This window comes from Dactylosporangium sucinum, assembly GCF_014647515.1.
Lineage (GTDB): Bacteria > Actinomycetota > Actinomycetes > Mycobacteriales > Micromonosporaceae > Dactylosporangium > Dactylosporangium sucinum.
Genome location: NZ_BMPI01000035.1, coordinates 1 through 21,050 on the forward strand (window position 1 = coordinate 1; position 21,050 = coordinate 21,050).

A 21,050-nucleotide genomic window follows, 5' to 3' on the forward strand; every position below is an offset into this window, starting at 1 on the left:
CTGGATGGGTAGGTGTCGGCCGTATGGGAATTGCACACCCTGTTGCCGCCAGCGCTTTTGGACGAACTCGCCACAGCCGTGAACCGGCCGATGAGCGGCACAGGAAAGCCCCGCCGCGTACCGCACCGGGGCCAACCGGGAGGACAGCGACGGGGCATCCCTCAGACCCAACCAGGGGGAGGGCCCGAGCCTGGCGCTCGGATAGTCGTCCCTGATTGTGCACTGGTGATGCTCGGCCCGTCGCCCCCGATACGTGACCTTCGGGTGTTTGCGCTGAACATATAGCCCGATGGCTGTCAGCCGGATGGCTGAGCCGTTCCGGGTTAGTCGCCGGCGGCGTCTGCCGGCCCACTGGGAATGAAGGTGCCCATGCCGCGGCGGGTGCGGACTTCGCCCGTAGCGCGCAGGTGCGAGATCGCCATCTTGACCGTGGTCGCCCCGACACCGTACTCGGCGCCGAGTTCGGCGATGGACGGCAGGCGATCGCCGGGTTGACCGGCCTTGATACGTGCACGAAGTCCGGCGGCGACCCGCTCCCATTCGGGGCGGTCGTCGCCGTTGTTGTCGGCGGGCATGGCTATGGGTCCTTCAGCTTGGCAGCCCGTCCATCTGATCACTTCCGCACGCGCAACTCAACAATGAGGCGGCTAAGGCGCCGGAGTGGCGAGAGTTCTTTCGTTAGGCGGCTTAGGCGGCTATGTTGGCTGCTGGGCGTCGCCTTCAGCTTGGCAGCCGGGGGAGGAGCCCAGGGTCGGCGCGGCAGCTTCCTTGCTCGGATAGTCGCCGCGTCGACCTCCCGATGTGGCGGTCGCCTTGAACCTCCACCAGGCCCAGCTTCCGGGCGACCGCCGCACCCCTCTCTTGGGAGGTGCCGTGTCCGATGAGCCGCATCCCGCGTGGTGTTCGCCGCGCCGCTGCACGGCTGCGGTGCCCCCGGTCAACGGGCACACGCTCGCCGCGCACCGGTCGGTGCCGGAGGCGTCTGGGTTGACGGAGGCGTACCTGGTGCAGGGCCCGGCCGCCGGGGCACCGTCGGTGGAGGTGGTCAGGTCGGGCCGGTCGGTGGTGCTGCCGCTGCTGGAGGCGGAGGGCCTGCCGGCGGCGATCGCGGACCTGTTGGGTCGGGCGGGGGTGGGTCGGTGACGGCGCCGCGGCCGCGGGGGCGGGCCGAACTGGAGCATCCGTCGTGGTGTGAGGTCGACAAGTGCTCGCTGGAGACGCTCGGGGTGGGTGGCGCACACCAGCGGGAGTTCGTCGTGGTTGGCGACGACGGCAAGCGGGTGGCGTCGGTGGTGTTGCGGGAGTACGCGTCGGGGCGGGTGACGATCGGCGCGGGGTCGTGGCTGCACCGGGAGTGGTCGCCGCGGGAGGCGGAGTTGGTGGCCGGGCAGATGGTGGCGGCGAAGCGGCTGCTGGACGAGTCGGCGCCGGTGGTCTAGACGGTCACGCCTTCGGGCGTCGTGGTGCTGCTCCGCCGCGGGATTCCCGCAATGGCGGCAGGCCGGCTGCGCGGGCGAGCTTCCGGACGTACGCGTCGGTGAAGCCGCTGAGTCGCGCTGCCTCGGATGGGCCGACGCCGGCGCGCAGCGCCGCGACGACGGCTTCTTGGAGCTCGTTGCGCGCCTTGGTGTGCGCGTCCTCGGTGCGGCGGTAGTTGGTTTTGGCCGCGGTGAGGTTTTGGCGCGCGTTGTCGGCGTCTGTCACCGGAACACAGTAACGGAACACTGTTGCGTTGCTCAACGGTGTTCGCTAGCGTGTTTCGTAACTGATGAGCGTAACGAAGGAGTGTTGATGATCCCTCCGTACCTGATGAACGCCGACGACATCCGCCGCGAGATCGACATCGACACAGCGCTCTACGGCGAGGCGTACGCGACCGCCGCCGAGCGCGCCGTCGCGCCCGGCACCACGATCACCGGCCTCGACGGCGACCCGTGCACCGTCACCCAGGTCCGCGGCCGCCGGTTCGTGTCGGTCACCTCGCCCGCCCACCCCGACGAGCGCCTCATCGACGTCACCGTCTTCAAGACGACCGACGGCACGCCGCTGCAGGACCTCATCGACCAGGCCGCCCGGCCGGGGGAGGGCCGATGAACCCGGTCGACGTCGGGGTCGACGACCGCGTCGAGGTCTACACGCCCGGCACCGGCACCTACTGGGGCTACGTGGTGAGCATCGACAGTTCGGAGATCACGCTCGACGACGTCTCCCCCGCAGGGAAACCGGCCATCGTGGACGCCTCGACCATCGTCCGGAGGGTGTTCCACGGCCGTCGTCCCGAGGGCCACGTCGGTCGTTGGGAGGGGGCGCGTTGAACCCGATCGACGTGATTGCGAACGCGGTCCGGGCCGCCGACGGCAGCCACACGCTCGGCGCCGGCCGCCTGGCCGAGGTCGCCGCGGCCGCGCTGACCGACGAGCGGGTCGTCGACCACGCCGTCGGCCAGCTGCTGGCGGACGGGTGGGGCGAGTTCCTGTCCGGGGCGCAGCTGCAGACGATCGCGGCCGCGGTCCTGGGTTCGGTCGGCGGGGCGTCGTGACCGCGCCGCGCAAGAAGTGGTCGACGACGACCTACGCCGGCGACCCGCGCCGCTCGCACCCGTCGAAGCCTGCGGCCTACCGGTACGTGCAGGCCCGGGCGGACGAGTTCCACGCCGGGATGCTGCGGCGCGATTTCAAGCAGGTCGTCGTGTGGGTCGACGAGGGGTACGGCCGGGGCTGGCAGCGCTACGAGACGGTGAACCTCGACGCCCTGCCTGGAGGAGTGTCGTGATCAAGTCATCGACCGACTGCGTCTACTGCAACGCCGCGGTCATCCGGGTCGACGGCCGCTGGGAGCACCTCGTCGTCGATGACCTGGCCGAGGACGGCTACTACACGGTCATCACGTGCGACCCGTTGTTGTTCGAGGACCGTCGCCACCGCGTGGCCACGCCGAAGGTGGCGTCGCTGTGACCCGCGACGAGACCGTCCGTGCCGCGGCGGCCATCATCCGCCCGCACATCGACGGCACCTTCCGGGCCGACGAGCGCGCGGTCGGACGCGCCGAGGAGCTCGCGGACGCTGGCCTGCTTGCCGGTGGGACGCCCCGGATCACGTTGCCGCCGCGTGAGGCGGTCGCGAACACCTTGCAGGCGACGATGTCGTGGGCTCCGGCAGAACAGATCGCCGCCGAACTGGACCGGGCCGGACTGCTCGCGGAGCGTGCGTCGTGACCGCCGTCCTCGAGACTGTCGCCGGCGCCGACCTCCACGAGGGTGACCGGATCGTTCTGGCAGTGACCGGGGAGCACACGATCGCCCGCATGGACCGCTACCGGCGGACCGTCGGCGACGGGATGCGCCACGCGCACTGCACCGACGGGACGTGCTGCACCGTCCTGGACCATCACAACTACCGCCGCGTCGCCGGCTGAGGAATCGCCATGCGCTACGAGATCCGCCCGCTCGGCCCGTGGATCGGGCCGGTCACCACAAGTCGCAGCCCGGCCAGTCGTTTCACCGCGCCCTGGACGTCGACGCTTGACCTGCTCGGCCGCGAAACGGACCACCTCGGCGCGCGGCTCGTCGTCGTCCAGGTCGACGTCGCCGAGGGCGGGCTGCGCCGCGACGGGATGCTCCGGGCCGGTGCGAAGGTCGCCTTTCCCGGTGTGCGTGTGTCGTTCGACTCCCGGCACGGGCCGCTCACCTATGCCACGGACGCGTACGCGGGCTGGCAGTCGAACGTTCGTGCGATCGCGTTGGGCTTGGAGGCACTGCGTGCCGTGGACCGGTATGGGGTGTCGAAGTCGGGGGAGCAGTATCGGGGCTGGTCTGCGATCGCGGCCGGGCCGGCGGATGCCATGTCTGCGAATGAGGCTGCGCGCCTGCTGGCCGCTGGGACGAACGGCCGGTTCACCGCCGAGCAGTTGCTGGCCGATCGGGCGAGTGTGGCGCTTGCCTACAAGCTCGCTATCCGCACGCTGCACCCAGATGTGGGTGGCGATGCGGAGATGTTTCGGCGGGTGACCGCTGCCCGTGACCTGCTCAACAACGACCCGATCTAGGAGACGTGCATGCCGAGGACTGCAACGGTGACGGCCGAGGAGATGCCGTGACCGCGGTGAAACCCGGCCAGGTTTGGGCCGACAACGATCCGCGCTGTGCAGGCCGGACGCTGCGGGTCGATGCGGTCGACGACGACAAGGCGCTGTGCACGATCCTGACGAACAGCGACACCACGCAGGAACTGATCGACAATCCGGCGCAGAGCCCGTGGTACCGGCGCAGCGACCGCCGCGGAAAGCAGACCCGGATTTCGCTGGCCCGGTTCGTGCCGACGTCGACCGGCTACCGGCTCATCCAGGACACACCGTGACGCGCGTCGCCGGCCACGCCCTGTGGTACGAGGGTGCCGCCCACGACGACGACGGGCACCTGATCGAGTCCGCCGGCCGCATTGTCCGTTCCGGCCCTGGTCGGGGAAAGTGCGAGTGCGGCGCCCTGTCCTGGGTGTTGCCGTCGGCAACCGCCCGGAAGGCCTGGCACCGGCAGCACAAGACGGAGGTGGCGGCCGGTGTCTGACCTGCCGCGGTTCGAGACGGTCCGGTCGCAGGCGTATGCGCTGCTCGGCGACGCCCAGGACTGGCTGCGCTTCAACCCTCGTGATGTCCGCGACCATCCGACCGGTCACCGCGCCGAGGCGCTCGCCCGCGCCCGGCAGCACATCGCCGCGGCGAAGGAAGCGCTCAACGAGGCTTGCGGGTATTGGCCGTGAGCGACTACGTGCGTGGCCTGCTCACGATTCCCGCCGCGCTCCTCGCCCTGGTCGCCGTCACCGCGGTGCTCTTCGGCGCCTTCCGGCTGCTGGTCCGGGCCTCGCCCGTGCACTGGTCGGTGCGCGGCCCGCAACGCCGGGCCCGCGACGCCCGCGAGATGCTTCGGTGGGTGAACGCCGCCGGTCGGCACGTCGCCACGTTCCGGCGCCTGGTGGCCTTCGGACCGTGGACGCTGTACGTGGCGCGGTATCGACCCGGCAACGTCACCGAGGAAGGATCGGAACGATGAGGTACTCGTGGGAGGTGCTCGAGCCGAGCCGACTCATCCCCGGCCAGCACGAGCCTCTCACCCCGCCGTGGACCGACATCGAGGACGCCGACAGCCCGCAGGAGGTCGCCGCCCGGATGGTGTCCCACCTGCTGCCCGGCCAGCGTCTGGTGATCTGGGACCACGAGGCAGTCGGCCATCACCCAGTGCTCACGGTTGACGCATGACGACGTGGCCCGGGGTGGCCGTGACGGGCCACCGTGATCTGACGGACGGGCAGATGGCGTGGCTGCGGCCGGAGCTCGACCGGGTCAACCTGAAGCTCGCTGGCGAGCACGGCACGACGGGCGCTGCGACGGGGATGGCGCTCAAGGCCGATCAGGAGTTCGGCTGGTCGGCGCTGTTCGCCGGCATGACCCTCCACGCCCACATCCCGTTCCCAGAGCAGCCGGACCGGTGGCCGACCGCGGACCAGGACGCCTACCGCAGGCTGCTGGCCCGGTGTGCGACGCGGACGGTGTACGGGCCGTCCTACGACGTGAAATGGCTGTTCGCACGGAACGACGGGCTGCTCGACTTCGCCGAGGAACGGGCGGGCGTCCTGGTAGCCGTCTGGGATCCGCGGGTGCGGAAGGGCGGCACGTTCGACACGGTGCTCAAGGCGGCCCGGCGCGGTCTTCCGGCCATCCACTTCGAGGTCGAGCGGCTGCAGGTGCACGGGCCGGGTTGCTCGTGCATTGAGCCGCGGCGGGCGCTGACGCGGTTCTGAACGGCTACTTCTTGGGGCGGATGTAGCCGTTCTTGAGGCACCACGTCGCGAACTGGGTTGCCACAGTGCTCATCTCCAGTGTCGTGCTCAGCTCAGCGTCCTTGCCCTTGTTCTTCGCGGCGATCTCCGCCTTCGTCGCCATCCGGGTACCGAAGTCCTGGACCTCGGGCACACTCGACTTCCGCGCCTTCTCGCCGAGGGCCTTGACCACGTCGGGCCGGTACAGATCGTCGGCGCGTGCGTATGCCTCGTTGACCTCGACGCAGGTCTCCTGCGCGATGACGTCCCCTGGCAGCGGCGACGGGCTCGGCGACGGGCTGGACTGCGCGCTGGGTGTCGGGCTTGAGCTGGTTGCTGCCTCCGCCTGGCCGGTCGGCTTGTTGTCGACCCGGAGGGCCAGTCCGACGGCGACGGCACCGCCGACGAGGAGCAGCGCGACAACGGCTCCGGCGGACACGATGAGCGTGGTGCGGCGGTTTCGGTTCGGGGCAGGGGTCCCGAACTCGTTGAGGTACATCGGGGGCGGCTGCTCGGTCACCGGGACAAGCTATCCACGTCCGGAGCCGGATTCCGCCCAGCCGATCGGATAGTCGCTCCTGCTGGTCATCCAGTTCGGCCTGGCCGCGCTGCGTGCCCACGCGCCGGGCTGCTCGTGCGCGGCGAAACTCGTTGAGCCGACGATCATCGCCTGAACCGGCCGGAAGTCGACCGGGGACCGTCGGACCGGAGGAGTGCGCTGCCGCTCGCCGCCGAGAAGATAGGCGGATGTCGCAGCCAGAAGAGCCGCCACGTGCCGAGTATCGCCCGCTGAAGAAGCGGACGATCATCATCCTGGTCTCGATCGGGCTCGCGGCGATCGTCATGGCGACGATCTACATCGCCATGTCCTCACGGATACCGGCCATGCCAGTCGATCCCACGGTGTCGGCGGCAGATCGGGCCGACATCGCACTGAAGAGAGTTCAGCTACGGGTCGACATCATTCGCAACGTCCTCGGTATTGCGGCTGCGGTCGGTGCAGTGTATGCGCTCGGACTTGCCCTGAGGCGGCAGTATGCCAATGAGCACGCCGACGAGCGGAATCATCTTCGGGCCGAACGGGCGCATGAACTGCAGGCGGCCGTCGCGCAAAACACTGAAAAGGACGCAACGGAGCGTAGAATCACCGAGCTCCAGCTCAAAGCGGCGGACCAGCTCGGATCTGACAAGGCTGCTGTACGGCTGGCCGGCCTATATGCACTGGAAAGGCTAGCGCATGACAATCCGCCCCATCGCCGGGTGGTTATCGAGATTGTTTGTGCGTATCTTCGGATGCCTCACCCAGCGTTCCCTCTCTCAGACTCTCGCGCCGGGCCAGTTCATGATCTGGAGGCTGAGCTAGCGCCGTTGGCGCCAAAGCAGACAGAAGAATTGGTGGTACGGTCGACCGCCCAGGCAATACTGACTCGTCATCTGCGTCCGACCAGGCGAGAGCCCAACGGCAACCAAACCCCGGATCCGCTGTTCTGGTCAAACGTCCCGGTGAATCTCGCCGGCGCAGTGCTGGTTGAGTTTGATGGGTCTCATTGTGTCATGTCCTCCGCGGACTTCTCCAACGCAAGATTTATCGGCGATACAGTGTTCCGCAGCACCTCCTTTCGGGGTGTGGCGAGGTTCGTGGCGGCCGAGTTCCTTGCAAGGGCGACGTTCGCTGCAAGCGAGTTTGAGAGCTTTCCTAGGTTCGAACGCAGCAGTTTCTCGATTCCGCCGGTGTTTGACGGGTCCCGCGTCGCCGAGCCGCGAGCTGGCGCAAAGGTTGGGCTTCCGGAAGGGTGGAAACTAATTCGCAAGGCCGATCTGGGTACGGTGTTCGCAAAGGTGTCGGACCCGACGCCCTCAATTCCGATCGTCAGAACACAGGATTGATTGACCGCCGTCGCCTTCGAGCCGGTACCAGCGCACCGCCCCCACGCCGCCGACAAGCACACGCCACCGCCCGTCCGCCGTCTCCATCGCGCCCGCCCAGACCATGCCCTGAACGTAGAGCGCCCGCCTGGCCTGGTGAAGGTCGGCGGGCGAATCCCATGGCTGTAGTTATCCACAGGCGTTGTCCACAAGGCTGGAAGATGCTGGAACCTCAGTCGTCGACAGCGTTGGCCAGGGCGCCGAACATGCCGTCGTCGACGCCCTCGTCGCACGCCGCGAGCCGCAGCACGTCGTCGACAGCGATCGGCCCGGGCCGGGCTGCGAGCTCGGCCACGCGCGCCTGGTGCGCCTTCACGCCGGCGACCGTCCGGCCGAGCTTGGCGAGCGTCGCCAGCCATGGCCCGTGCAGGTCCCGGCGCGGCACCGCGGTCCGGCGGACACCGCGCGGCTCGTCGAGGTCGACGAGGACCGCGTTCCCGGCCGGGTCCGGGTGCCAGGACGCGAGGTAGAACGCGCCCTGCCGCTGCCGGACGATCCGGTACGGGCCGGCGTCGACGACCGTTGCCTTCGTTGGCGGGACGACCCGCCAGCTGGGGCCGGCGGCGTAGTACAGGTCGGCGCCGGGCTGGATGCTGGACGTGGCCATGGTGGTCTCCTTCAGGTGGCGGCGGTCAGCGGTAGTACTCGGGGTGGTTCTCGCGCATCCACTCGTCGGCTTCGACGGCCTGCTGTTCGAGGCGCTCGATGTGGTCGGCGGCGTCGAGGATGAGGCTGTAGTCGACGACGCCGTGCCCGGCGCGGTCGTGGAGGTCGCGGAGGCGCTGCGGCATGTCGGAGCTGGTCATCGGGTCTCCTTGGGGTCGGTGCGGGTGAGGGTGTAGCCGGCGGCGAGGCGCTCGGCGACGCGGTCGGGTCCGACGGGGACGGTTCGGCCGTCGGGGCGGATCATGCGGATGGGCTGCTGGGCTGCGATGGCGGCGAGCACTTTGGCGCGCTCGTCGGGGGTCATCTCGTCGAGGTCGGTCACGGCGGGCTCCTTCAGCTGGTGGTGTGCAGGTAGAAGCGGGCGGCGCGGGCGATGGCGCCGTAGAGGGTGTCGGTGCGGACGATGGTCCGACCGGTGTGGTGGACGGCGATCCACTCGTCGCGGCCGCGGCCAACGTGGTGGCCGGTGCACACCGGCTCCGGGTCGGCGACCATGGCCCACCGGCCGGGCTCAACCTCGACGTGCCGCTCGCGGGTGAGCGTCCAGCCGTCGCCGGTCGAGGCGAGGATCAGGCCGTCGTCGTGGCCGTCGCGGAAGACGTGCCGGACACCGTCGCAGGCGTTGTAGAGGACGACGTCGCCGGGCTCGTCGAGGATGCTGTTGCGCCGCCGGTAGGGGTCGCAGGTGTCGTGGCCGCACAGGGCAGTGGTCTGCTGGACGCCGGTCACCGGCGTCCGGCGCACGTGGGCAGTCGGCGGGTCCGGGGACGCCGGGCCGGTACGGGTGCGCCTGCTCGTGTCGCAGGCTGGCGGCGTTGGCGCGGATCCGGTCGGCGAGCCGGTCGAGGATGTCGGGGTCCGTGATTTCGACGCCGGCGACGGTGATGACACCGCCCAGGTTGGCGACGGCGAACGACCTGACGTCGCCCCAGCTGGTGGTCTGGCCGACGACGAGCGTGTGCCCCTGCGGGTCGGTCGGGTACAGGCCTGGCTCGAGGTGCGTGGTGTCGAGGTGGACGTTGCACATGGCGGGCTCCTCAGGCGGCGGCGGTCGTGATGGACAGGGCGGTGGCGAGCCGGGCGGCGTGCTCGGCGGCTTCGCGCTCGTCGGTGGTGAGCTGGGCGAGGCGGATGCGGCCGGCGTTCGTGAGCACGCCGCCGGTGACGACCTTGCGGGCGTCGCGGCGGCCGGCCTGGTAGGTCAGCTGGAGGTATCCGCGTTTCGCGAGGGCGGTGAGGACCTTGATGGAGGCCTGGCCGGCGTGGCCGCCGCGGGCCACGGACCCGGTGAGCTCGGCGACGGCGAGTGCGGTGTGGCCGGGGTCGGACACCTTGGTCTGGGTGCCCTTCGCGGCCGGGCCGAGGCGGACGGCGGACGCGGCCGGGGCCGGGTCGACCGGGGCGGCGGGGAACTGGGCGATGAGCGCGGCCCACGCGCGGAGGGCCTGGACCTCGAAGGTGTGGCCGGAGGAGAGGTCGGCGTTGAAGTCGCCGCCGACGCGGACCTGGATGCGGTAGCCGGCCTGGGGGGTGGGGATGACGGTCGCGACCAGGTCGCCGGCCTCGTGGCGGAGGCCCTCGGCGGGGATGCTGAGCGGGGCGGTCGTCGTGTTCGTCATGTAAAGAGCTTTGCATAGTGCTTTGCATGATCACAAGGCTAGTGCGTCACCTGTTCGTGTAAAGTGCTTTGCATAGCCATGTGCGCCGTTCGGTGGCATACTGCCCGCATGGAGTACGACATCAACCGCCTCACGAAACTCGGCAGGCGACGAGCCAAACTGCTCGCCGACACCAAGGAGAACCTCGCCGAGATCCAGGCAGAGATCCCCGTTGCGCGGCAGGCCGGCGTCACCCAGGAGCGGATCGCCGCAGCCACCGGACTCAGCCGCGTGACGGTTGCAAAGTACGACCCGACCAGCGGGCCAACAGCCCCTCAAGGCGACGGGCCATGACCGGACGCCGGACTGCGCTCTACCGTCTCTTCCGATCCGACGGCGGGCTGCTCTACATCGGCATCGGCTACGGCCCAGCAGTGCGGATAGCCAGTCACCGAAGGAAGCCGTGGGGCAGTGACATCGACATCACCCGGACGGCGATCACATGGTTCGACGACCGGGACGGGGCGGAAACCGCCGAACTGCGGGCGATCCGCGACGAGAAGCCGCTGCACAACATCGTGACCGGTGACGAGAACGGCTGCGCCCGCTTCCTGCCCGGCGTGGACGGCGAGCCGAGACGGGGCTTCCGGCCAAATGCGGCACAAGAGGCGAAGCTCGTCAAAATTCGCCAGGCGTGGGCCGAGCGTGAGGCGGCCCGAGGCGAGTACCGACGCCTACTTATCGCGTGCGGTGAAGCCGGCGTGCCCGTCCTCTACCTGTCGAGAGAGCTGGGCGTGGAGCGGAAGACGCTCTACCGGCAGCTTGGTCGATCCGCCACCTGAGCGGCGGAAGTCCTGCCCGCGAGGTGTGGCACGGGGCTTTCAATATGCGCTCAGTCGATCTCGCACATCATCATCCGCGTTCCGAACGGCGCGGCCGGGTCCGGCATCACGAGCAGGTGCCGGACCTGGCTCCATGCAGATCTTGGCCATGCTGACCGTCGCCCACGTCCCGCACCTGATCTCGCGCCAGGCGCACAGCTAGTCCTCGTCGGCGACGACGACCCGGGCGGCGAGCCCCGACCGGCGGCTGGTCGCGTACTGGCCGGTGTCGGTGTACCTGGCCACCTCGATCCAGCCGGCCGGGCCGTCACGGAGGATACGGACGGTGCCGCCGACGCCGGCGATCGCGGTCCGGGCGATGCGGTGCGCTTCGGCGGCGGTGGCGTACAGCGGACCGACAGGCTCGTCGTCGAGGAGTACGCCGGACACGAGGTAGGCGGCGTCACCGTTGACGGTGTGGTGATCGTCCATCACTCCACGGTGCTCCCGTAGGGCCGTGCGCCGGTATCGGCCGGGCGTCCGGGCCGGTCGGGGCGGGCGTATGAGCTGGTCGGCTCGTTGTCGCGTCGCTACATAAGCTGATCGGTGCGGGGTGATCGGCCGGTCAGTCGCCGTCGTCCACGTGCCCCGGCTTGTATCGGGCGACGTACACGGTGAACGGCCCGATGGCGAACAGCCGCCGGAAGGTGCTCACGTGCCGGCCGGCGGCGTTCACCCACCGGAACAGCTGCTGAGCGTCGCGGGCGCGACGCTGCGGGCCACGCAATGACCAGTGCTGCGGCGCCGCCCGCAACGCCAGGACGAGCGCGAACACCATCGGCGGGACCGCCGCGGCGATGAGCCAGACATCGTCACTCACAGCGCCTCCTCGGTGATCTGCGCGGTCAGTGCCACCAGTAACGCCCGCCCCTGCTCGTCGAGCTTGCCGACTGCGGCGAGCCGCAGCTGTTCGGCCCGGTCCGGGCGGTGCTCGCACAGGCTGGCCAGCGACACGACGGCGCCGGCGAACTCGTCGGCGACCGTCGCCTCCGTCCACGACAACTGCTGCCCGTTCACGCCAGGTCCCGCGCGATCCGGAAGGCAACATCGGTCTGTTCCTGTGCGTCCTGGGCTGGCTGGCAGCGCAGGCCGCGGGCGTCTTCGGCCCGGTCGCCGCGCAGCAGCGCCGCCGTGAACCGTGAGCACGGCAGGCAGCGCGGCGTGCCGTCGAGGCCCATGTGCACCTGGTCGGCGTGCTCGTTGAGCCACGCGAGCGCCCGCAGGCCGGCCGCGAGCGCGTCCCGTTCCTGCTCTGCCTGCTCAGCCACGCCGAACCTCCATCCCATCTTCGAGCGGTTCCAGCAGATCCCACACCTCGGCGTGCCGACCCTCGATTTGCAACGCCGCCGCCCGATAGAGGTGCCTACGGGGCAGGTAGCCGCGCTGTTCGTAGATGAGCGCGCCGTGATGCCACTGTCCGAACCGCCACCCACCCATCGCTGAGGAGCCTGTCTTGTCAGCGCGGCGCAGCCGGGGCTCGACGGGTGGGCCGACGGGGTGGATCGCCTCCATGTCCTTGGCGATCTCGGCGCGATCGCCGTATGCCGCGAAGTGCTCGAACTCGGTGTCCCAAATGACGTACTCGTCTCGGTCTGAGGCGGGTCTGATGAAGACGTAGGCCATCAGCGCGGCATCCGCTCGTAGATGAAGATCTCGGGGTCCCGACGGCCGAAGAGATGGTCGACGGAGACGACACCGGTCCCGCTGCCGTCCTCGACACGGTTGCCGTCGGCGTCGACGTGGCGGCGCACAACCCGCGCCTGCCAGCCGTACACAGTGTTGCCGAGGGCTGTGATCCGCACGATCGACAGGTGCCCGTCGGGGAGCCAGGTGACGCCGCGGTCGATCCAGTCCTCGCCTACGTACGGCGGCGGGTCAAACCCCGCGGAGACGAGGGCGTCGGCGATCTGCTGGTCCTGGTCGGCGGTCACCGCCGCACCTCGCGCCCGTTGCGGTCGAGCCGGTAGTAGTCCTGGGTGGTCTTCCACCCGGTCTCACCGCGGTCGTCGGCCTGCCGGCCGCAGCACGGCGCCTTCCAGATGGAGCAGTCGGCGTACCGGGCGGTCACGGTGACCTTGCCGAGGTCGTAGATGCGGCCGCAGGTGCAGCGGACCGGGCTGGTCATGTCGGCGATCTGCTGGAGCTGGATCTCGTTGAGCAGCGGGCGTCCGTCGATACCGAACATCATCGGGCACCTGCCGCGTTGAGGCCGGCGGCCATGGCCTCCGCCTGGACCCAGCGGGTCTCGATCTCGTCGTACTCCTCGAAGTACTCCCACTCGATGACGATGTCGCCGCCGTCGCTCGACGGGGGCATCTGCTGCGGGTCGTCGGGGTGTGCCTGGGTCGGCAGGGCCGAACCGCGGACGATGGAGATGCGCATGTCGTACAGCGACTCCACGTCGTACTCGCGGACCTCGGCGATGTTGAGCACCTCGCCGTGGTCGGACAGGATCGCCTGCCACGGGCCGGTCAGGGCGGCGGTCCGCTGCTCGTCGGTGATCATGCGGTGGTCTCCTTCGTCTCGGGGTCGTGCTCGGCAAGCCACTCGCGACCCTTGGTAGTGAGCGTCCACCGGTCGCTGCCGCCGGCGAGGAGGGCTTCGGGGGTGGCGAAGTGCAGGCAGGCGAGGCGGTGTAGGGACAGCAGGAGCAGGTGCGCGTCGACGCCGGCGTCATACGAGTCGCCGGGGCCGAGCTTCCACTCCCGCGCGGCGATCCGACGGGCGGCAGCCAGGAGCTCCGGGGTGGGCTCCAGTGGCGTGATCACACCGCACCGGCCGCGAGGCGGAGCAGGGCACTGGCGCACACCTCGGCGACCTTGTCCGGGTCGCAGGCGCGCAGCATCCGGGTCAGGCGCGTCTGGGCGGTGTCACCGCCCTCGTGCTGGACGCTGCCAACGAACTCGACCATCACGTCGAGCGCCTCGGTGAGGGTGCCGTCGAACGGGGCCGCGTGGAAGTCGACGACCTGCGACGCCCGCCGGATCAGCGCCTCGTTCACGGCTGGTTCCCCTCGATCGCGCCGAGCAGTTCGGCGCGGCGCTCGTCGCTGATCCACTTCCATGACCGCACGCACGTGCCGAAGAACGCGTTGCCGAACCCGACCGCCTCACAGTCGGGGCAGATGTCGTGCCCGTGAGGGCCAGTGTCGAGGCAGGTGAGGAACGGGCACGGGCCGTCGACGAACACGGCGGACGCGGTCGAGATCGTCGCCATCAGTGCGCCTCGCCCTCGTGCCCGAGGATCGCCTGCACGATCTCGCCCGGCGTCAGCCCCGACTGGTCCCCGTCAAGGTCGCGCATGATCAGGCCGACGTGGTGGCAGCGCGGGCAGTACCAGACGGCGACCGGCCGGCCCTTCAGGTCGATGACCTGCACCTCGTAGCGGTCCAGCAGGCCCGGCTCGTCATCGGTGCCGGCGAACGCACGCAGAATGTCGCGGGCCAGCCGGTGCCCGGTGCCTGTGGCGGTGAGGTCGACCGTGGCGGCGCGCTCGGTGATCAGGTCGGCGATTCGCTCCACAGAAGTGCCCTGCCAGGCCATGTCGAGAACCTCTTCACGGGTCGGCATCAGACCGGCACCTCGACGGGCGGCATGGCCTGGATCTCGGCGAGTTTCGCCTCCACCTGCTCCGTGGTCAGGCCCTCCAGCGTGACGAGCTCGCCGTCGTCGCTGTCGTGCTCCATGTCGAACCGGAACGGGTGCACCGTCACGTGTGACGGCCACACGTTGACGCCCCGGCCGTTCGGGAACGCGTAGTTCCACCACAGCGATGTCGCGCCGGCAGCGCAGTGGTTGGTCAGGTAGCCGGCGAAGTTGTTCACCGCGTGCTCCCGAGGGGCAGGCGCCGGACGGCGGCGGCGAGGAGTTCCCCGCGTAGCTCCGGCTCGAACGACGCGTTGACGGTGACGGACAGGTCGGCGAGGGTCTGCATCTCGCCGCGCTCGGGCATCTTCCGCAGGAACGCGTCGATCATGTAGTCGACCTTCTCGTCGAGGTTGGCGACCTCCTGGTCGATGGCGGCAAGCGTTTGAGGGTCCATGTGATGCTCCTTCAGATGGGGCGGATGTCAACGATGTCGCCGGCCCGGCATGAGCCGCGGCTGAACGTGGCGAGGCCGAGGTGAATGCGGGCCCGCTCGAACGTGAGCGTCGCATCAGGGGTTTCGGTGGCCGTGCGGCGCCAGCTGGCGACGTCGTCGGCGGTGGCGTCTTCGACGATCAGGCCGCGGTGGCCGCGGACGTCGCCGGTCAGGATGACGTGGACCCGCATCAGACGGGCTCGACCATCGCCTTGAACGCCTCGGTCGCGTACTCCCACCGGGCGGTCAGCGGCTGCCCGCCCTTGATCCCGGCGCCCCGGTAGGCGCTCGGCGGCTTGAGCGACGCGGTCGGCTGCCACTCGATACGGCCTACGATCGGCGCCGCGTCGTCCACGTCGCCCGCACACAGGTAGTCGGTGACCAGCCCGACGATCACCGTCGAGGCGACGAAGTGGCCTGGTGCCGAGTCGGACGGCCACGTGTGAACCTCGGATTCGGCGGCCTTGCGGATGTCGGCGAGGGTGCTCACGACCGGCCGTCCCACTCCGGCATCGGCCGCGCCGCGATCTCGCGGAGGCGGGCCTCCGCCTGCTCCGACGTGAGGGACGACTCGGCGGTTCCGCTGTCGGAGAGCAGCTCCCATCGGAGCGGCACGGCTGGGTCGGGGATGACCGACACCTCCTGGCCGTTGGGGAAGCGGTATTGCAGGGCGCCCCGTCGGGGGTCGTGGCTGAGCAGGTGGCGGGCGAGGTTGGTCATCGCGTTCCTCTAAGGTCCGATGTTATTGTCTCATCTGACGCACTTACTGGTTGACTATGCCGAGAGGGGGGAGGTTGTGTCAAGTGAGACACTCAAGTGGTAGCGTGCCCCGCATGATCAGGCCGATCTGGGAGCCAAAGACCGACGAGGAGCGCGCGGTCCTCGCTGAGGCTGCCCGGCTCCGCAAGGTGGCCGAGGAGGCAGAGGCTGCCATCTGGACCAACCTCGCCCGAGGCCGTCAGCTCAACATCCCCGACACCACACTGTGCGACGTCTCGGGGGAGTCCCGTGCAACGCTCAACCGCCGGTTCGGGTCGAAGAAGGCCAGCGAGTAGACGGCTCCTTTCCCGCCCACCCGATCAGGCACCACCGCGACCCGCACTCCTCGCAGCGCCGGAACAGCCGCCAGGTCACGCCGCCTCCAACGCCGCGAACACAGCCCGCGCCCCGTCCAGCACCGCGTTCACCCGCTCGATGACCGCGGCCCGCTCCGGCGTCAGATCCTCCGGGTAGCAGCCGACCCGCCACCGGCCCGGCTCCACGTACAGCTTCCCGCCGAACCCGAGCGAGCCCATGAAGCGGAACTCTTCGCAGCCGTGCCTCAGGTGGTAGACGAACTCATCCCGCTGATGCTCGGCCGCGCCGGCGTGCCGGACGAGGACGTCGAAGACGGCGCCTGCCTGCTCCGGGGTCACGTCGGCCTCGCGAACGCCCGGCAGCCGAGCGTCGACCCGTCCAGGTCCCGAACCACCTCGTGCGGCACAAGCAGATCCGACCGGTCCCGGTTCACCATCGCCACCGGCCGCGACACGACGAGGAACACTCCGGGTTGCGCCGGCGGCAGGCCCTCGCCGAGACCAAACACGATATCCACGACCGGCACGCCGTCTACCACCCGCTTCGGGCCCAGCTCCGTTTCGCCGAGACGCGGCGGTCGAACGCAGGCCGGGAGGATCCAGGCGGGTTTGATGATGTCCCGCTCGATGCGGTCCGGGCAGTCCGGCGGGTAGACGTGCATCGGGTGAGGGGTCAGGTTGAGGATCACGACTCGCCCCACAACCAGAACTCGGCAACACCAGACACATCCGGGCACGGCCACAGGGCGCGACAGCATGCGCACACTCGATGCTCGCCGCGCGCTGGCGAGTCTTCGACCCGATGCCGGTTCAGCACCACGCGATGCGCGGCAATCAGCCGGAACAGCCGACCCGGGGCGAGGTTGTGCAGGTAGTACGCGACATGCGGGTGCAGACCCTCCATGCCGGTCGGTTCGCCGTTCAGGAACACCTCGACCGCGACGTTCGCCAGCGACTCCACCCGGTCGATCTCGGCGCGCACCCGGTCCGCGCGGGGCATGACGGTCACGGCGCCTCCCCGGCCAGCAGCGCCTCGCGGGCCCGGGCGTACTTCCGCCGCAACCGGTCCGCGGTCGCGTCGTCGAGGAGCGCGAGCCGGGCTTCGTCGCTGTTCGTGAGATTGTCCTGCAGCTTCACGAGCCGGCCGAGCGGGTGGGCGGCGGCCCGGGCGATGAGGTCCATATAGTCCTCGCCGTCCCGCCACGTCACCGCGTCCACCGCCTCCACGACCTGCTCGGGGAAGCCCATCGTGCGCAACTGGCCGAGGGTGATGTCGGTGTCCTCAACGATGTCATGCAGGTAGCCGGCCATCACCGCCTCGTCGCCGTGCTCCTCGAGACGGCGGGCGACCTCGGCGACGTGCTCGAAGTAGGGGCGGCCGGCCTTGTCGACCTGACCGCGGTGCGCCGCGTAGGCGAGCTCGCGAGCGTCAGCAACGGTACGTGTCATGATCGCTCCTTCGTCATCTCGTTCCGGCAGAACACGCTGTGCCCGTTCGGCAGGGTGTGCGTCGCGTCCGCCGGCGTGCAGCAGGGCGCGTCGACCTCTTCAACGTCGTCAGGCTGGGCTGCGCACCACTCGGCCCACTGGATGTGCACGTCGAGCGGCACCTCCCACCGGGAGATCTCGACCGGCAGGCCGTCAGCCAGTCGGACCCGGTGCTCAACGATCAGCCCCAGGTCGGCGAGGGCCTTGAGGACCTTCCGGTGATGGTGCTGGTCGTCGCCGCAGGCGATCGCGCCGAGCACCTCGCGCTGCCGGTTGGTCAGGGCATCCATGTCGAGGGTGTTCACAGGGGCCTCCCGCCGGCCCGACCGGTGAAGTGGAACGCGGCGTACCGCCACACCGCCTCGACGTCGGCGCGCAGGTTGGGGTCGTCGGCCTGCTCCCGGATGTACCGGGCCAGGTCGTCGTGGTCGAGGGTCTCGGTGTACCGCCACCGGCGGGCCCGGTCCGCGGCGACCGTGTGCAGGACCTCGACGGGCGGGGCCAAGTCGTCGACGTTCACAGGTGCTCCTCGTCTCGGTCGGTCAGGATGCGGATGATCTCGTCGTTGTGGGGTCCACCCCACCGCTCACCAGCCCGGACGATCCGAGCCAGCTGGTCCTGCGCCTTGTCGCGCTGCCGGACGACGTCGGGCGGCTGGTAGTCGCCGGTGAGCATCGCGGCCTTCCCGGCGTCGGTGAGCCACGCCCGCCGGGCGTCCGGCGCCGGGTGCGACGTCCACACGATCAGCCCCAGCGCGGCCAGGGCCTCGCCGGCGGCGCCGAGCCGGGACGGGAACGACCAGGTGTGTTCGCCGAGCCGGTAGCGGGCGGCCAGGATCTCGAGGATCAGGTACTGGGTGGGCGGGAGCCGGTCGACGTCGACGCTCACACCGCACCCCCGACGATCAGCGCCCGGACGGTCTCGGCCGGGTCGACGGGCGCGCCCTTGCACGCCGATTTGGGTTCGTTCCGGCCCGGCCACCACACGACTTTGCAGCCGGTGTTCCGGCAGCGCAGGACCGGCGTGCCCGCCCGGACGGACGGCTGCCACGCGTGGGAGGTCATCCGGTCACCGCCCGGTACGCCTCCAGCTGGTCGGCGGTCACGTCGTGCCAGCCGTCGTGGTCGAGGCACCACACCGCGGCGCCGGACACTTCGCGGCCGGACGAGTCGACGACGGCCGGCAAGGTGATCAGGCCGTAGTTGCCGCCGGCCTGCTCGACCAGGCTCGTCACGATCGGCTTCCCGCACGGCATAGTCTCGGGCGTCACGCCGGCACCTCGGCCGGCTCGAAGTCACGTGCCTTGATCTTCGCCATGCGGCCATCCGGGTGGTGATAGACGAAGCCCTCAACGCCGCCGAACTTCGCAGCGGCTAGCACCTGCGCGCGGATGTCATCGAACGTCCTGCCGTCGCCGCCGTGGTCAAGCACCTCGGCCGCCGAGTGCGCCCACAGTTGGTGCCGCTCGGCCCGCTCGGGGTTGCCGTTGACCTTCGGGCCGACCAGCTCGTAGGTACCGACAGGCCAGCCGCTGATGCCGGTGCCGTTCTGGTAGGCGACCGCCTCCGCGTGGAACTTCGCGAACGCCGACTGATCGATCGGTTCCCAGCCGACCGTCTTGCCGGTGGTGTCGTCGACCTGGACCTCGACGAAGCCCGCCGGCGGCTGCTTGCCCGGCTTCACCTCGCGCCGCGCCCACCACTGCTCGCCATCGAACATGACGCACGTGCCGTCGTACTTGCGGGTCGGTACGCCCTCACCGGCGAACACCCAGTCACACGACGGGTTCGGCTCGCGGGTGACGTAGCGGCCATTGCTCGGCGCAGCGAAGTCGCGCAGGAAGATGGTCGGGATCTTCTTCATGGTCAATCCTTCCGGGGCTGGTTGATCAGGTCATTGTTGGTGGTGACGCAGCCGATCGCGGCCACGTCGAGCTGGTCGGCATACCGGGCGAGCGTCTGCGACGCGGTCCGGTAGATGAGGCGCTCCGACGCGCCGACGCTGCCGCTGTCAGCGAGTTCCCCGTACCGGACCGCCTGTGCCCGCAGGCACGCGACCACGTCGCCGGCGTGCAGGTACAGCGAGCCGTCCAGCATCTGCACCTGCCGCAGCTGGAACGGGTCGCCGCCGAGCGCAGTCACGACGCCTCGCCGGCCTTGACCCGCAGCCGGGCAACCTCGGCCTGGATCTGCTCGTGCAGCTCCTCCCAGCGTTCCTGGGCGGACGCCGTCTGCTCCACGTACAGCGCCGAACACGCGTCCTCGTAGTAGGCGAGCAGGCGGTCGAACTCGTCGGCGGTCATCCGGCGGCCTCCTCGGCGAGCCGCCGGCGGACCTCCGGCGGCGGCCAGCCGATCTGGCTTGCGATGTCGTCGAGATCGTGCCCGCCGTGCGGGGCGTCGTCGGTGTCCGGTCCAAAATCGACCAGGTCATAGCCGAACGCGACGATCCGGGCACCGACGACGGTCGCGATGTTGAAGTCATCCGTCTCCAGCGTCTCCAGGCCGTGCAGGACGGCGATCGGCCGGCTGGGGTGGACGGCACCGTCCCAGCCGTAGGAGACGCCGTCGCCGGTCTCGTTGCGCCACAGCCGCTGGGTGACGACAAGGTAGGCGACGCTCACCGGGCACCGCCGAGCCCGAGCGCCACCTCGACCACGTCAACGAACTGCCCGGCCGTGCGCAGCAGGTCGTCGGCGTCCTGCAGGCTGACGACGCGGGGGATGCCGGCCTCGGCCGCGGCCCGCTTGGAGGCGCCTGCGGCGAAGAACGCCGCCCACTCGGTCAGCTCGGGCGCGACGACGACGAGCAATGTCCACACCGAGGTGACCCGGGCCCGGCGGGCGCCCGTCGGGATTGCTCGGGCCGACAGGACCGCGGCCGCCGCCCGCAGCGCCGCCAGGTGCGCGGTCGCGTACCGCATGCCCGGGCTCTCGATCGCTGCCGCCTCCTCCAGCCCGTGCCGGGCCAGGGCGAGAAGCTCACGCGGCGACCGAGCGGGCAGGGCATGCGCGGGCACGGGAAGCTGCACACGGGCCGCAGGCACCACAGCCGGGAGACGGTCGCTCACACGATCACCGTCGGCAGGAATTCGTGGTAGCGGCGCGCCTTGTACCCGCCGTAGCTATCCCCGGCGACCAGCCCGTCGGCGACCAGGTCCCGGTACACGCCGTCCGTCAGCCGAGCGAACGGCACGTTCCCGTCACTCGACCCGCCGATCTCGACGATCACCGTGATGTCGGCGCGTTCGCCGTTGTCACCCCAGCCGCGGTCCCAGAACACGGCCACGCCGTCGTACCGCTCCCGCAGGACGGTCATGAACTCGACCGCGTCGGTGACGGTGGCCAGCGTCGGGATCGGCCGGACCTTCTCGCAGGCGGCGGCAGCCTGGAACGGCTGCACCTGCCAGCCGCCGGCGCGGATCGCGTCGAGCACGTCGTATGCATCGACGAGAGGGTGCAACGCCAGGTGGGCACGGACGAGCGCGTCGAGTTCGTCGTCGGTGGGTCGGGTCGGCTCGGTCATGG

61 protein-coding genes are annotated in these 21,050 nt (G+C 70.0%); 21 read left to right on the forward strand and 40 right to left on the reverse strand.

Features of this window, described 5'->3' with window-relative positions; all coding sequences use genetic code 11:
* Positions 1-323: 323 nt before the first annotated feature.
* Complete coding sequence (locus tag IEZ31_RS30850) at positions 324-575, reverse strand: winged helix-turn-helix domain-containing protein (RefSeq protein WP_190253540.1); 252 nt, start codon at positions 573-575, stop codon at positions 324-326.
* 298 nt (positions 576-873) lie between these two features.
* Between IEZ31_RS30850 and IEZ31_RS30855 the strand changes: the two genes are divergently transcribed.
* The gene (locus IEZ31_RS30855) at positions 874-1,143 is read left to right on the forward strand and encodes a hypothetical protein (RefSeq protein WP_190253541.1); all 270 of its coding nucleotides are present in this window, start codon (positions 874-876) and stop codon (positions 1,141-1,143) included.
* On the forward strand, positions 1,140-1,439 hold the full coding sequence (locus IEZ31_RS30860) for a hypothetical protein (RefSeq protein ID WP_190253542.1): 300 nt from the start codon (positions 1,140-1,142) through the stop codon (positions 1,437-1,439). The genes IEZ31_RS30855 and IEZ31_RS30860 overlap by 4 nt, the downstream gene beginning before the upstream one ends.
* Before the next feature lie 4 nt (positions 1,440-1,443).
* On the opposite strand, the gene IEZ31_RS30865 is transcribed toward IEZ31_RS30860, so the two are convergent.
* Positions 1,444-1,704, reverse strand: a complete 261-nt coding sequence (locus tag IEZ31_RS30865) for a hypothetical protein (protein WP_190253543.1) — start codon at positions 1,702-1,704, stop codon at positions 1,444-1,446.
* Between the two features lie 87 nt (positions 1,705-1,791).
* Here IEZ31_RS30865 and IEZ31_RS30870 point away from each other — a divergent pair, with 87 nt between their 5' ends.
* The 14 genes from IEZ31_RS30870 to IEZ31_RS30935 are packed head-to-tail and all read left to right on the forward strand — an operon-like array spanning position 1,792 to position 5,792.
* Complete coding sequence (locus IEZ31_RS30870; RefSeq protein WP_190253544.1) at positions 1,792-2,094, forward strand: hypothetical protein; 303 nt, start codon at positions 1,792-1,794, stop codon at positions 2,092-2,094.
* The gene (locus IEZ31_RS30875; RefSeq protein WP_190253545.1) at positions 2,091-2,315 is read left to right on the forward strand and encodes a hypothetical protein; all 225 of its coding nucleotides are present in this window, start codon (positions 2,091-2,093) and stop codon (positions 2,313-2,315) included. The genes IEZ31_RS30870 and IEZ31_RS30875 overlap by 4 nt, the downstream gene beginning before the upstream one ends.
* Positions 2,312-2,539 (forward strand): hypothetical protein, encoded by a 228-nt coding sequence (locus IEZ31_RS30880; RefSeq protein ID WP_190253546.1) that lies wholly within the window; start codon positions 2,312-2,314, stop codon positions 2,537-2,539. The genes IEZ31_RS30875 and IEZ31_RS30880 overlap by 4 nt, the downstream gene beginning before the upstream one ends.
* Positions 2,536-2,772, forward strand: a complete 237-nt coding sequence (locus IEZ31_RS30885; RefSeq protein WP_190253547.1) for a hypothetical protein — start codon at positions 2,536-2,538, stop codon at positions 2,770-2,772. The genes IEZ31_RS30880 and IEZ31_RS30885 overlap by 4 nt, the downstream gene beginning before the upstream one ends.
* Positions 2,769-2,954, forward strand: a complete 186-nt coding sequence (locus tag IEZ31_RS30890) for a hypothetical protein (RefSeq protein WP_190253548.1) — start codon at positions 2,769-2,771, stop codon at positions 2,952-2,954. Before IEZ31_RS30885 ends, IEZ31_RS30890 begins: the two co-directional genes overlap by 4 nt.
* Positions 2,951-3,214 (forward strand): hypothetical protein, encoded by a 264-nt coding sequence (locus IEZ31_RS30895; RefSeq protein ID WP_190253549.1) that lies wholly within the window; start codon positions 2,951-2,953, stop codon positions 3,212-3,214. Before IEZ31_RS30890 ends, IEZ31_RS30895 begins: the two co-directional genes overlap by 4 nt.
* Positions 3,211-3,414, forward strand: coding sequence for a hypothetical protein (locus IEZ31_RS30900; RefSeq protein WP_190253550.1), 204 nt, complete (start codon positions 3,211-3,213; stop codon positions 3,412-3,414). Before IEZ31_RS30895 ends, IEZ31_RS30900 begins: the two co-directional genes overlap by 4 nt.
* A 9-nt stretch (positions 3,415-3,423) precedes the next feature.
* Positions 3,424-4,044 carry a J domain-containing protein gene (locus tag IEZ31_RS30905; RefSeq protein WP_190253551.1) on the forward strand — a complete coding sequence of 207 codons (621 nt, stop codon included), beginning with the start codon at positions 3,424-3,426 and terminating at the stop codon, positions 4,042-4,044.
* A gap of 47 nt (positions 4,045-4,091) precedes the next feature.
* The gene (locus IEZ31_RS30910; protein ID WP_190253552.1) at positions 4,092-4,355 is read left to right on the forward strand and encodes a hypothetical protein; all 264 of its coding nucleotides are present in this window, start codon (positions 4,092-4,094) and stop codon (positions 4,353-4,355) included.
* Positions 4,352-4,561, forward strand: coding sequence for a hypothetical protein (locus tag IEZ31_RS30915; protein ID WP_190253553.1), 210 nt, complete (start codon positions 4,352-4,354; stop codon positions 4,559-4,561). Before IEZ31_RS30910 ends, IEZ31_RS30915 begins: the two co-directional genes overlap by 4 nt.
* Entirely contained in the window at positions 4,554-4,754 is a 201-nt protein-coding gene (locus IEZ31_RS30920; RefSeq protein WP_190253554.1) for a hypothetical protein, read from the forward strand. The genes IEZ31_RS30915 and IEZ31_RS30920 overlap by 8 nt, the downstream gene beginning before the upstream one ends.
* Positions 4,751-5,044, forward strand: a complete 294-nt coding sequence (locus tag IEZ31_RS30925; protein ID WP_190253555.1) for a hypothetical protein — start codon at positions 4,751-4,753, stop codon at positions 5,042-5,044. Before IEZ31_RS30920 ends, IEZ31_RS30925 begins: the two co-directional genes overlap by 4 nt.
* On the forward strand, positions 5,041-5,250 hold the full coding sequence (locus IEZ31_RS30930) for a hypothetical protein (RefSeq protein WP_190253556.1): 210 nt from the start codon (positions 5,041-5,043) through the stop codon (positions 5,248-5,250). Before IEZ31_RS30925 ends, IEZ31_RS30930 begins: the two co-directional genes overlap by 4 nt.
* Positions 5,247-5,792: a hypothetical protein gene (locus IEZ31_RS30935; RefSeq protein ID WP_190253557.1), complete on the forward strand. Its 546-nt coding sequence runs from the start codon at positions 5,247-5,249 to the stop codon at positions 5,790-5,792. Before IEZ31_RS30930 ends, IEZ31_RS30935 begins: the two co-directional genes overlap by 4 nt.
* A 4-nt stretch (positions 5,793-5,796) precedes the next feature.
* Here IEZ31_RS30935 and IEZ31_RS30940 read toward each other — a convergent pair whose 3' ends face one another.
* A complete protein-coding gene (locus tag IEZ31_RS30940) occupies positions 5,797-6,330 on the reverse strand; it encodes a hypothetical protein (RefSeq protein WP_190253558.1) in 534 nt (177 codons plus the stop codon).
* A gap of 227 nt (positions 6,331-6,557) precedes the next feature.
* On the opposite strand from IEZ31_RS30940, the gene IEZ31_RS30945 reads away from it, so the two are divergent.
* The gene (locus tag IEZ31_RS30945; protein WP_190253559.1) at positions 6,558-7,697 is read left to right on the forward strand and encodes a pentapeptide repeat-containing protein; all 1,140 of its coding nucleotides are present in this window, start codon (positions 6,558-6,560) and stop codon (positions 7,695-7,697) included.
* A gap of 211 nt (positions 7,698-7,908) precedes the next feature.
* Here IEZ31_RS30945 and IEZ31_RS30950 read toward each other — a convergent pair whose 3' ends face one another.
* The 4 genes from IEZ31_RS30950 to IEZ31_RS30965 are packed head-to-tail and all read right to left on the reverse strand — an operon-like array spanning position 7,909 to position 9,146.
* The gene (locus IEZ31_RS30950) at positions 7,909-8,343 is read right to left on the reverse strand and encodes a hypothetical protein (RefSeq protein WP_190253560.1); all 435 of its coding nucleotides are present in this window, start codon (positions 8,341-8,343) and stop codon (positions 7,909-7,911) included.
* 25 nt (positions 8,344-8,368) lie between these two features.
* Positions 8,369-8,542: a hypothetical protein gene (locus IEZ31_RS30955; protein ID WP_190253561.1), complete on the reverse strand. Its 174-nt coding sequence runs from the start codon at positions 8,540-8,542 to the stop codon at positions 8,369-8,371.
* The gene (locus IEZ31_RS30960; protein ID WP_190253562.1) at positions 8,539-8,724 is read right to left on the reverse strand and encodes a hypothetical protein; all 186 of its coding nucleotides are present in this window, start codon (positions 8,722-8,724) and stop codon (positions 8,539-8,541) included. Before IEZ31_RS30960 ends, IEZ31_RS30955 begins: the two co-directional genes overlap by 4 nt.
* An 11-nt stretch (positions 8,725-8,735) precedes the next feature.
* A complete protein-coding gene (locus IEZ31_RS30965) occupies positions 8,736-9,146 on the reverse strand; it encodes a hypothetical protein (RefSeq protein WP_190253563.1) in 411 nt (136 codons plus the stop codon).
* Between the two features lie 40 nt (positions 9,147-9,186).
* On the opposite strand from IEZ31_RS30965, the gene IEZ31_RS30970 reads away from it, so the two are divergent.
* Positions 9,187-9,459 (forward strand): hypothetical protein, encoded by a 273-nt coding sequence (locus IEZ31_RS30970; RefSeq protein WP_190253564.1) that lies wholly within the window; start codon positions 9,187-9,189, stop codon positions 9,457-9,459.
* Here IEZ31_RS30970 and IEZ31_RS30975 read toward each other — a convergent pair.
* Positions 9,440-10,021 carry a hypothetical protein gene (locus IEZ31_RS30975; protein WP_190253565.1) on the reverse strand — a complete coding sequence of 194 codons (582 nt, stop codon included), beginning with the start codon at positions 10,019-10,021 and terminating at the stop codon, positions 9,440-9,442. The genes IEZ31_RS30970 and IEZ31_RS30975 overlap by 20 nt on opposite strands.
* 108 nt (positions 10,022-10,129) lie before the next feature.
* Here IEZ31_RS30975 and IEZ31_RS30980 point away from each other — a divergent pair, with 108 nt between their 5' ends.
* Both IEZ31_RS30980 and IEZ31_RS30985 read left to right on the forward strand, forming a co-directional pair.
* Complete coding sequence (locus IEZ31_RS30980) at positions 10,130-10,354, forward strand: hypothetical protein (RefSeq protein ID WP_190253566.1); 225 nt, start codon at positions 10,130-10,132, stop codon at positions 10,352-10,354.
* On the forward strand, positions 10,351-10,842 hold the full coding sequence (locus tag IEZ31_RS30985) for a hypothetical protein (RefSeq protein WP_190253567.1): 492 nt from the start codon (positions 10,351-10,353) through the stop codon (positions 10,840-10,842). Before IEZ31_RS30980 ends, IEZ31_RS30985 begins: the two co-directional genes overlap by 4 nt.
* A gap of 198 nt (positions 10,843-11,040) precedes the next feature.
* Here IEZ31_RS30985 and IEZ31_RS30990 read toward each other — a convergent pair whose 3' ends face one another.
* The 17 genes from IEZ31_RS30990 to IEZ31_RS31070 form a co-directional block, all read right to left on the reverse strand.
* On the reverse strand, positions 11,041-11,313 hold the full coding sequence (locus IEZ31_RS30990; RefSeq protein ID WP_190253568.1) for a hypothetical protein: 273 nt from the start codon (positions 11,311-11,313) through the stop codon (positions 11,041-11,043).
* 133 nt (positions 11,314-11,446) lie between these two features.
* Positions 11,447-11,701 (reverse strand): hypothetical protein, encoded by a 255-nt coding sequence (locus IEZ31_RS30995; RefSeq protein ID WP_190253569.1) that lies wholly within the window; start codon positions 11,699-11,701, stop codon positions 11,447-11,449.
* On the reverse strand, positions 11,698-11,898 hold the full coding sequence (locus IEZ31_RS31000) for a hypothetical protein (protein WP_190253570.1): 201 nt from the start codon (positions 11,896-11,898) through the stop codon (positions 11,698-11,700). The genes IEZ31_RS30995 and IEZ31_RS31000 overlap by 4 nt, the downstream gene beginning before the upstream one ends.
* Complete coding sequence (locus IEZ31_RS31005; protein ID WP_190253571.1) at positions 11,895-12,149, reverse strand: hypothetical protein; 255 nt, start codon at positions 12,147-12,149, stop codon at positions 11,895-11,897. The genes IEZ31_RS31000 and IEZ31_RS31005 overlap by 4 nt, the downstream gene beginning before the upstream one ends.
* Positions 12,142-12,504 (reverse strand): hypothetical protein, encoded by a 363-nt coding sequence (locus IEZ31_RS31010; protein WP_190253572.1) that lies wholly within the window; start codon positions 12,502-12,504, stop codon positions 12,142-12,144. The genes IEZ31_RS31005 and IEZ31_RS31010 overlap by 8 nt, the downstream gene beginning before the upstream one ends.
* Entirely contained in the window at positions 12,504-12,812 is a 309-nt protein-coding gene (locus tag IEZ31_RS31015; RefSeq protein ID WP_190253573.1) for a hypothetical protein, read from the reverse strand. The genes IEZ31_RS31010 and IEZ31_RS31015 overlap by 1 nt, the downstream gene beginning before the upstream one ends.
* The gene (locus IEZ31_RS31020; RefSeq protein ID WP_190253574.1) at positions 12,809-13,069 is read right to left on the reverse strand and encodes a hypothetical protein; all 261 of its coding nucleotides are present in this window, start codon (positions 13,067-13,069) and stop codon (positions 12,809-12,811) included. Before IEZ31_RS31020 ends, IEZ31_RS31015 begins: the two co-directional genes overlap by 4 nt.
* The gene (locus IEZ31_RS31025; protein ID WP_190253575.1) at positions 13,066-13,386 is read right to left on the reverse strand and encodes a hypothetical protein; all 321 of its coding nucleotides are present in this window, start codon (positions 13,384-13,386) and stop codon (positions 13,066-13,068) included. Before IEZ31_RS31025 ends, IEZ31_RS31020 begins: the two co-directional genes overlap by 4 nt.
* On the reverse strand, positions 13,383-13,649 hold the full coding sequence (locus IEZ31_RS31030) for a hypothetical protein (RefSeq protein WP_190253576.1): 267 nt from the start codon (positions 13,647-13,649) through the stop codon (positions 13,383-13,385). Before IEZ31_RS31030 ends, IEZ31_RS31025 begins: the two co-directional genes overlap by 4 nt.
* A complete protein-coding gene (locus IEZ31_RS31035) occupies positions 13,646-13,882 on the reverse strand; it encodes a hypothetical protein (RefSeq protein WP_190253577.1) in 237 nt (78 codons plus the stop codon). The genes IEZ31_RS31030 and IEZ31_RS31035 overlap by 4 nt, the downstream gene beginning before the upstream one ends.
* Entirely contained in the window at positions 13,879-14,097 is a 219-nt protein-coding gene (locus IEZ31_RS31040) for a hypothetical protein (RefSeq protein WP_190253578.1), read from the reverse strand. Before IEZ31_RS31040 ends, IEZ31_RS31035 begins: the two co-directional genes overlap by 4 nt.
* Positions 14,097-14,450, reverse strand: coding sequence for a hypothetical protein (locus IEZ31_RS31045; RefSeq protein WP_190253579.1), 354 nt, complete (start codon positions 14,448-14,450; stop codon positions 14,097-14,099). Before IEZ31_RS31045 ends, IEZ31_RS31040 begins: the two co-directional genes overlap by 1 nt.
* The gene (locus IEZ31_RS31050; protein ID WP_190253580.1) at positions 14,450-14,704 is read right to left on the reverse strand and encodes a hypothetical protein; all 255 of its coding nucleotides are present in this window, start codon (positions 14,702-14,704) and stop codon (positions 14,450-14,452) included. Before IEZ31_RS31050 ends, IEZ31_RS31045 begins: the two co-directional genes overlap by 1 nt.
* Entirely contained in the window at positions 14,701-14,922 is a 222-nt protein-coding gene (locus tag IEZ31_RS31055; protein ID WP_190253581.1) for a hypothetical protein, read from the reverse strand. The genes IEZ31_RS31050 and IEZ31_RS31055 overlap by 4 nt, the downstream gene beginning before the upstream one ends.
* Positions 14,923-14,933: 11 nt before the next feature.
* Positions 14,934-15,152, reverse strand: a complete 219-nt coding sequence (locus IEZ31_RS31060) for a hypothetical protein (protein ID WP_190253582.1) — start codon at positions 15,150-15,152, stop codon at positions 14,934-14,936.
* Positions 15,152-15,451, reverse strand: coding sequence for a hypothetical protein (locus IEZ31_RS31065; protein ID WP_190253583.1), 300 nt, complete (start codon positions 15,449-15,451; stop codon positions 15,152-15,154). Before IEZ31_RS31065 ends, IEZ31_RS31060 begins: the two co-directional genes overlap by 1 nt.
* Positions 15,448-15,681 (reverse strand): hypothetical protein, encoded by a 234-nt coding sequence (locus IEZ31_RS31070; RefSeq protein WP_190253584.1) that lies wholly within the window; start codon positions 15,679-15,681, stop codon positions 15,448-15,450. The genes IEZ31_RS31065 and IEZ31_RS31070 overlap by 4 nt, the downstream gene beginning before the upstream one ends.
* A 113-nt stretch (positions 15,682-15,794) precedes the next feature.
* On the opposite strand from IEZ31_RS31070, the gene IEZ31_RS31075 reads away from it, so the two are divergent.
* Positions 15,795-16,016, forward strand: coding sequence for a hypothetical protein (locus IEZ31_RS31075; protein ID WP_190253585.1), 222 nt, complete (start codon positions 15,795-15,797; stop codon positions 16,014-16,016).
* A 75-nt stretch (positions 16,017-16,091) separates the two neighbouring features.
* Here the strand turns inward: IEZ31_RS31075 and IEZ31_RS31080 are convergent, their stop codons facing one another.
* Genes IEZ31_RS31080 through IEZ31_RS31150 form a run of 15 tightly spaced genes read right to left on the reverse strand, consistent with a single transcriptional unit; the run spans position 16,092 to position 21,048 of the window.
* Entirely contained in the window at positions 16,092-16,376 is a 285-nt protein-coding gene (locus IEZ31_RS31080; RefSeq protein ID WP_190253586.1) for a hypothetical protein, read from the reverse strand.
* Positions 16,373-16,726, reverse strand: a complete 354-nt coding sequence (locus IEZ31_RS31085) for a hypothetical protein (RefSeq protein ID WP_190253587.1) — start codon at positions 16,724-16,726, stop codon at positions 16,373-16,375. Before IEZ31_RS31085 ends, IEZ31_RS31080 begins: the two co-directional genes overlap by 4 nt.
* Positions 16,723-17,046 (reverse strand): hypothetical protein, encoded by a 324-nt coding sequence (locus IEZ31_RS31090; protein WP_190253588.1) that lies wholly within the window; start codon positions 17,044-17,046, stop codon positions 16,723-16,725. The genes IEZ31_RS31085 and IEZ31_RS31090 overlap by 4 nt, the downstream gene beginning before the upstream one ends.
* Positions 17,043-17,486, reverse strand: a complete 444-nt coding sequence (locus tag IEZ31_RS31095) for an HD domain-containing protein (protein ID WP_190253589.1) — start codon at positions 17,484-17,486, stop codon at positions 17,043-17,045. Before IEZ31_RS31095 ends, IEZ31_RS31090 begins: the two co-directional genes overlap by 4 nt.
* Complete coding sequence (locus IEZ31_RS31100) at positions 17,483-17,830, reverse strand: hypothetical protein (RefSeq protein ID WP_190253590.1); 348 nt, start codon at positions 17,828-17,830, stop codon at positions 17,483-17,485. Before IEZ31_RS31100 ends, IEZ31_RS31095 begins: the two co-directional genes overlap by 4 nt.
* Entirely contained in the window at positions 17,827-18,045 is a 219-nt protein-coding gene (locus IEZ31_RS31105; RefSeq protein ID WP_190253591.1) for a hypothetical protein, read from the reverse strand. Before IEZ31_RS31105 ends, IEZ31_RS31100 begins: the two co-directional genes overlap by 4 nt.
* Complete coding sequence (locus IEZ31_RS31110) at positions 18,042-18,413, reverse strand: hypothetical protein (RefSeq protein ID WP_190253592.1); 372 nt, start codon at positions 18,411-18,413, stop codon at positions 18,042-18,044. Before IEZ31_RS31110 ends, IEZ31_RS31105 begins: the two co-directional genes overlap by 4 nt.
* Positions 18,410-18,589 carry a hypothetical protein gene (locus IEZ31_RS31115; protein WP_190253593.1) on the reverse strand — a complete coding sequence of 60 codons (180 nt, stop codon included), beginning with the start codon at positions 18,587-18,589 and terminating at the stop codon, positions 18,410-18,412. Before IEZ31_RS31115 ends, IEZ31_RS31110 begins: the two co-directional genes overlap by 4 nt.
* A complete protein-coding gene (locus tag IEZ31_RS31120; protein ID WP_190253594.1) occupies positions 18,586-18,795 on the reverse strand; it encodes a hypothetical protein in 210 nt (69 codons plus the stop codon). Before IEZ31_RS31120 ends, IEZ31_RS31115 begins: the two co-directional genes overlap by 4 nt.
* Complete coding sequence (locus IEZ31_RS31125; protein WP_190253595.1) at positions 18,792-19,388, reverse strand: hypothetical protein; 597 nt, start codon at positions 19,386-19,388, stop codon at positions 18,792-18,794. Before IEZ31_RS31125 ends, IEZ31_RS31120 begins: the two co-directional genes overlap by 4 nt.
* Positions 19,389-19,390: 2 nt before the next feature.
* Positions 19,391-19,666, reverse strand: coding sequence for a hypothetical protein (locus IEZ31_RS31130; protein ID WP_190253596.1), 276 nt, complete (start codon positions 19,664-19,666; stop codon positions 19,391-19,393).
* Positions 19,663-19,827, reverse strand: a complete 165-nt coding sequence (locus tag IEZ31_RS31135) for a hypothetical protein (protein WP_190253597.1) — start codon at positions 19,825-19,827, stop codon at positions 19,663-19,665. The genes IEZ31_RS31130 and IEZ31_RS31135 overlap by 4 nt, the downstream gene beginning before the upstream one ends.
* Positions 19,824-20,147 (reverse strand): hypothetical protein, encoded by a 324-nt coding sequence (locus IEZ31_RS31140; RefSeq protein ID WP_190253598.1) that lies wholly within the window; start codon positions 20,145-20,147, stop codon positions 19,824-19,826. Before IEZ31_RS31140 ends, IEZ31_RS31135 begins: the two co-directional genes overlap by 4 nt.
* The gene (locus IEZ31_RS31145) at positions 20,144-20,569 is read right to left on the reverse strand and encodes an SAV_6107 family HEPN domain-containing protein (protein WP_190253740.1); all 426 of its coding nucleotides are present in this window, start codon (positions 20,567-20,569) and stop codon (positions 20,144-20,146) included. The genes IEZ31_RS31140 and IEZ31_RS31145 overlap by 4 nt, the downstream gene beginning before the upstream one ends.
* A gap of 20 nt (positions 20,570-20,589) precedes the next feature.
* Positions 20,590-21,048, reverse strand: a complete 459-nt coding sequence (locus tag IEZ31_RS31150) for a hypothetical protein (RefSeq protein ID WP_190253599.1) — start codon at positions 21,046-21,048, stop codon at positions 20,590-20,592.
* Positions 21,049-21,050: the final 2 nt, after the last annotated feature.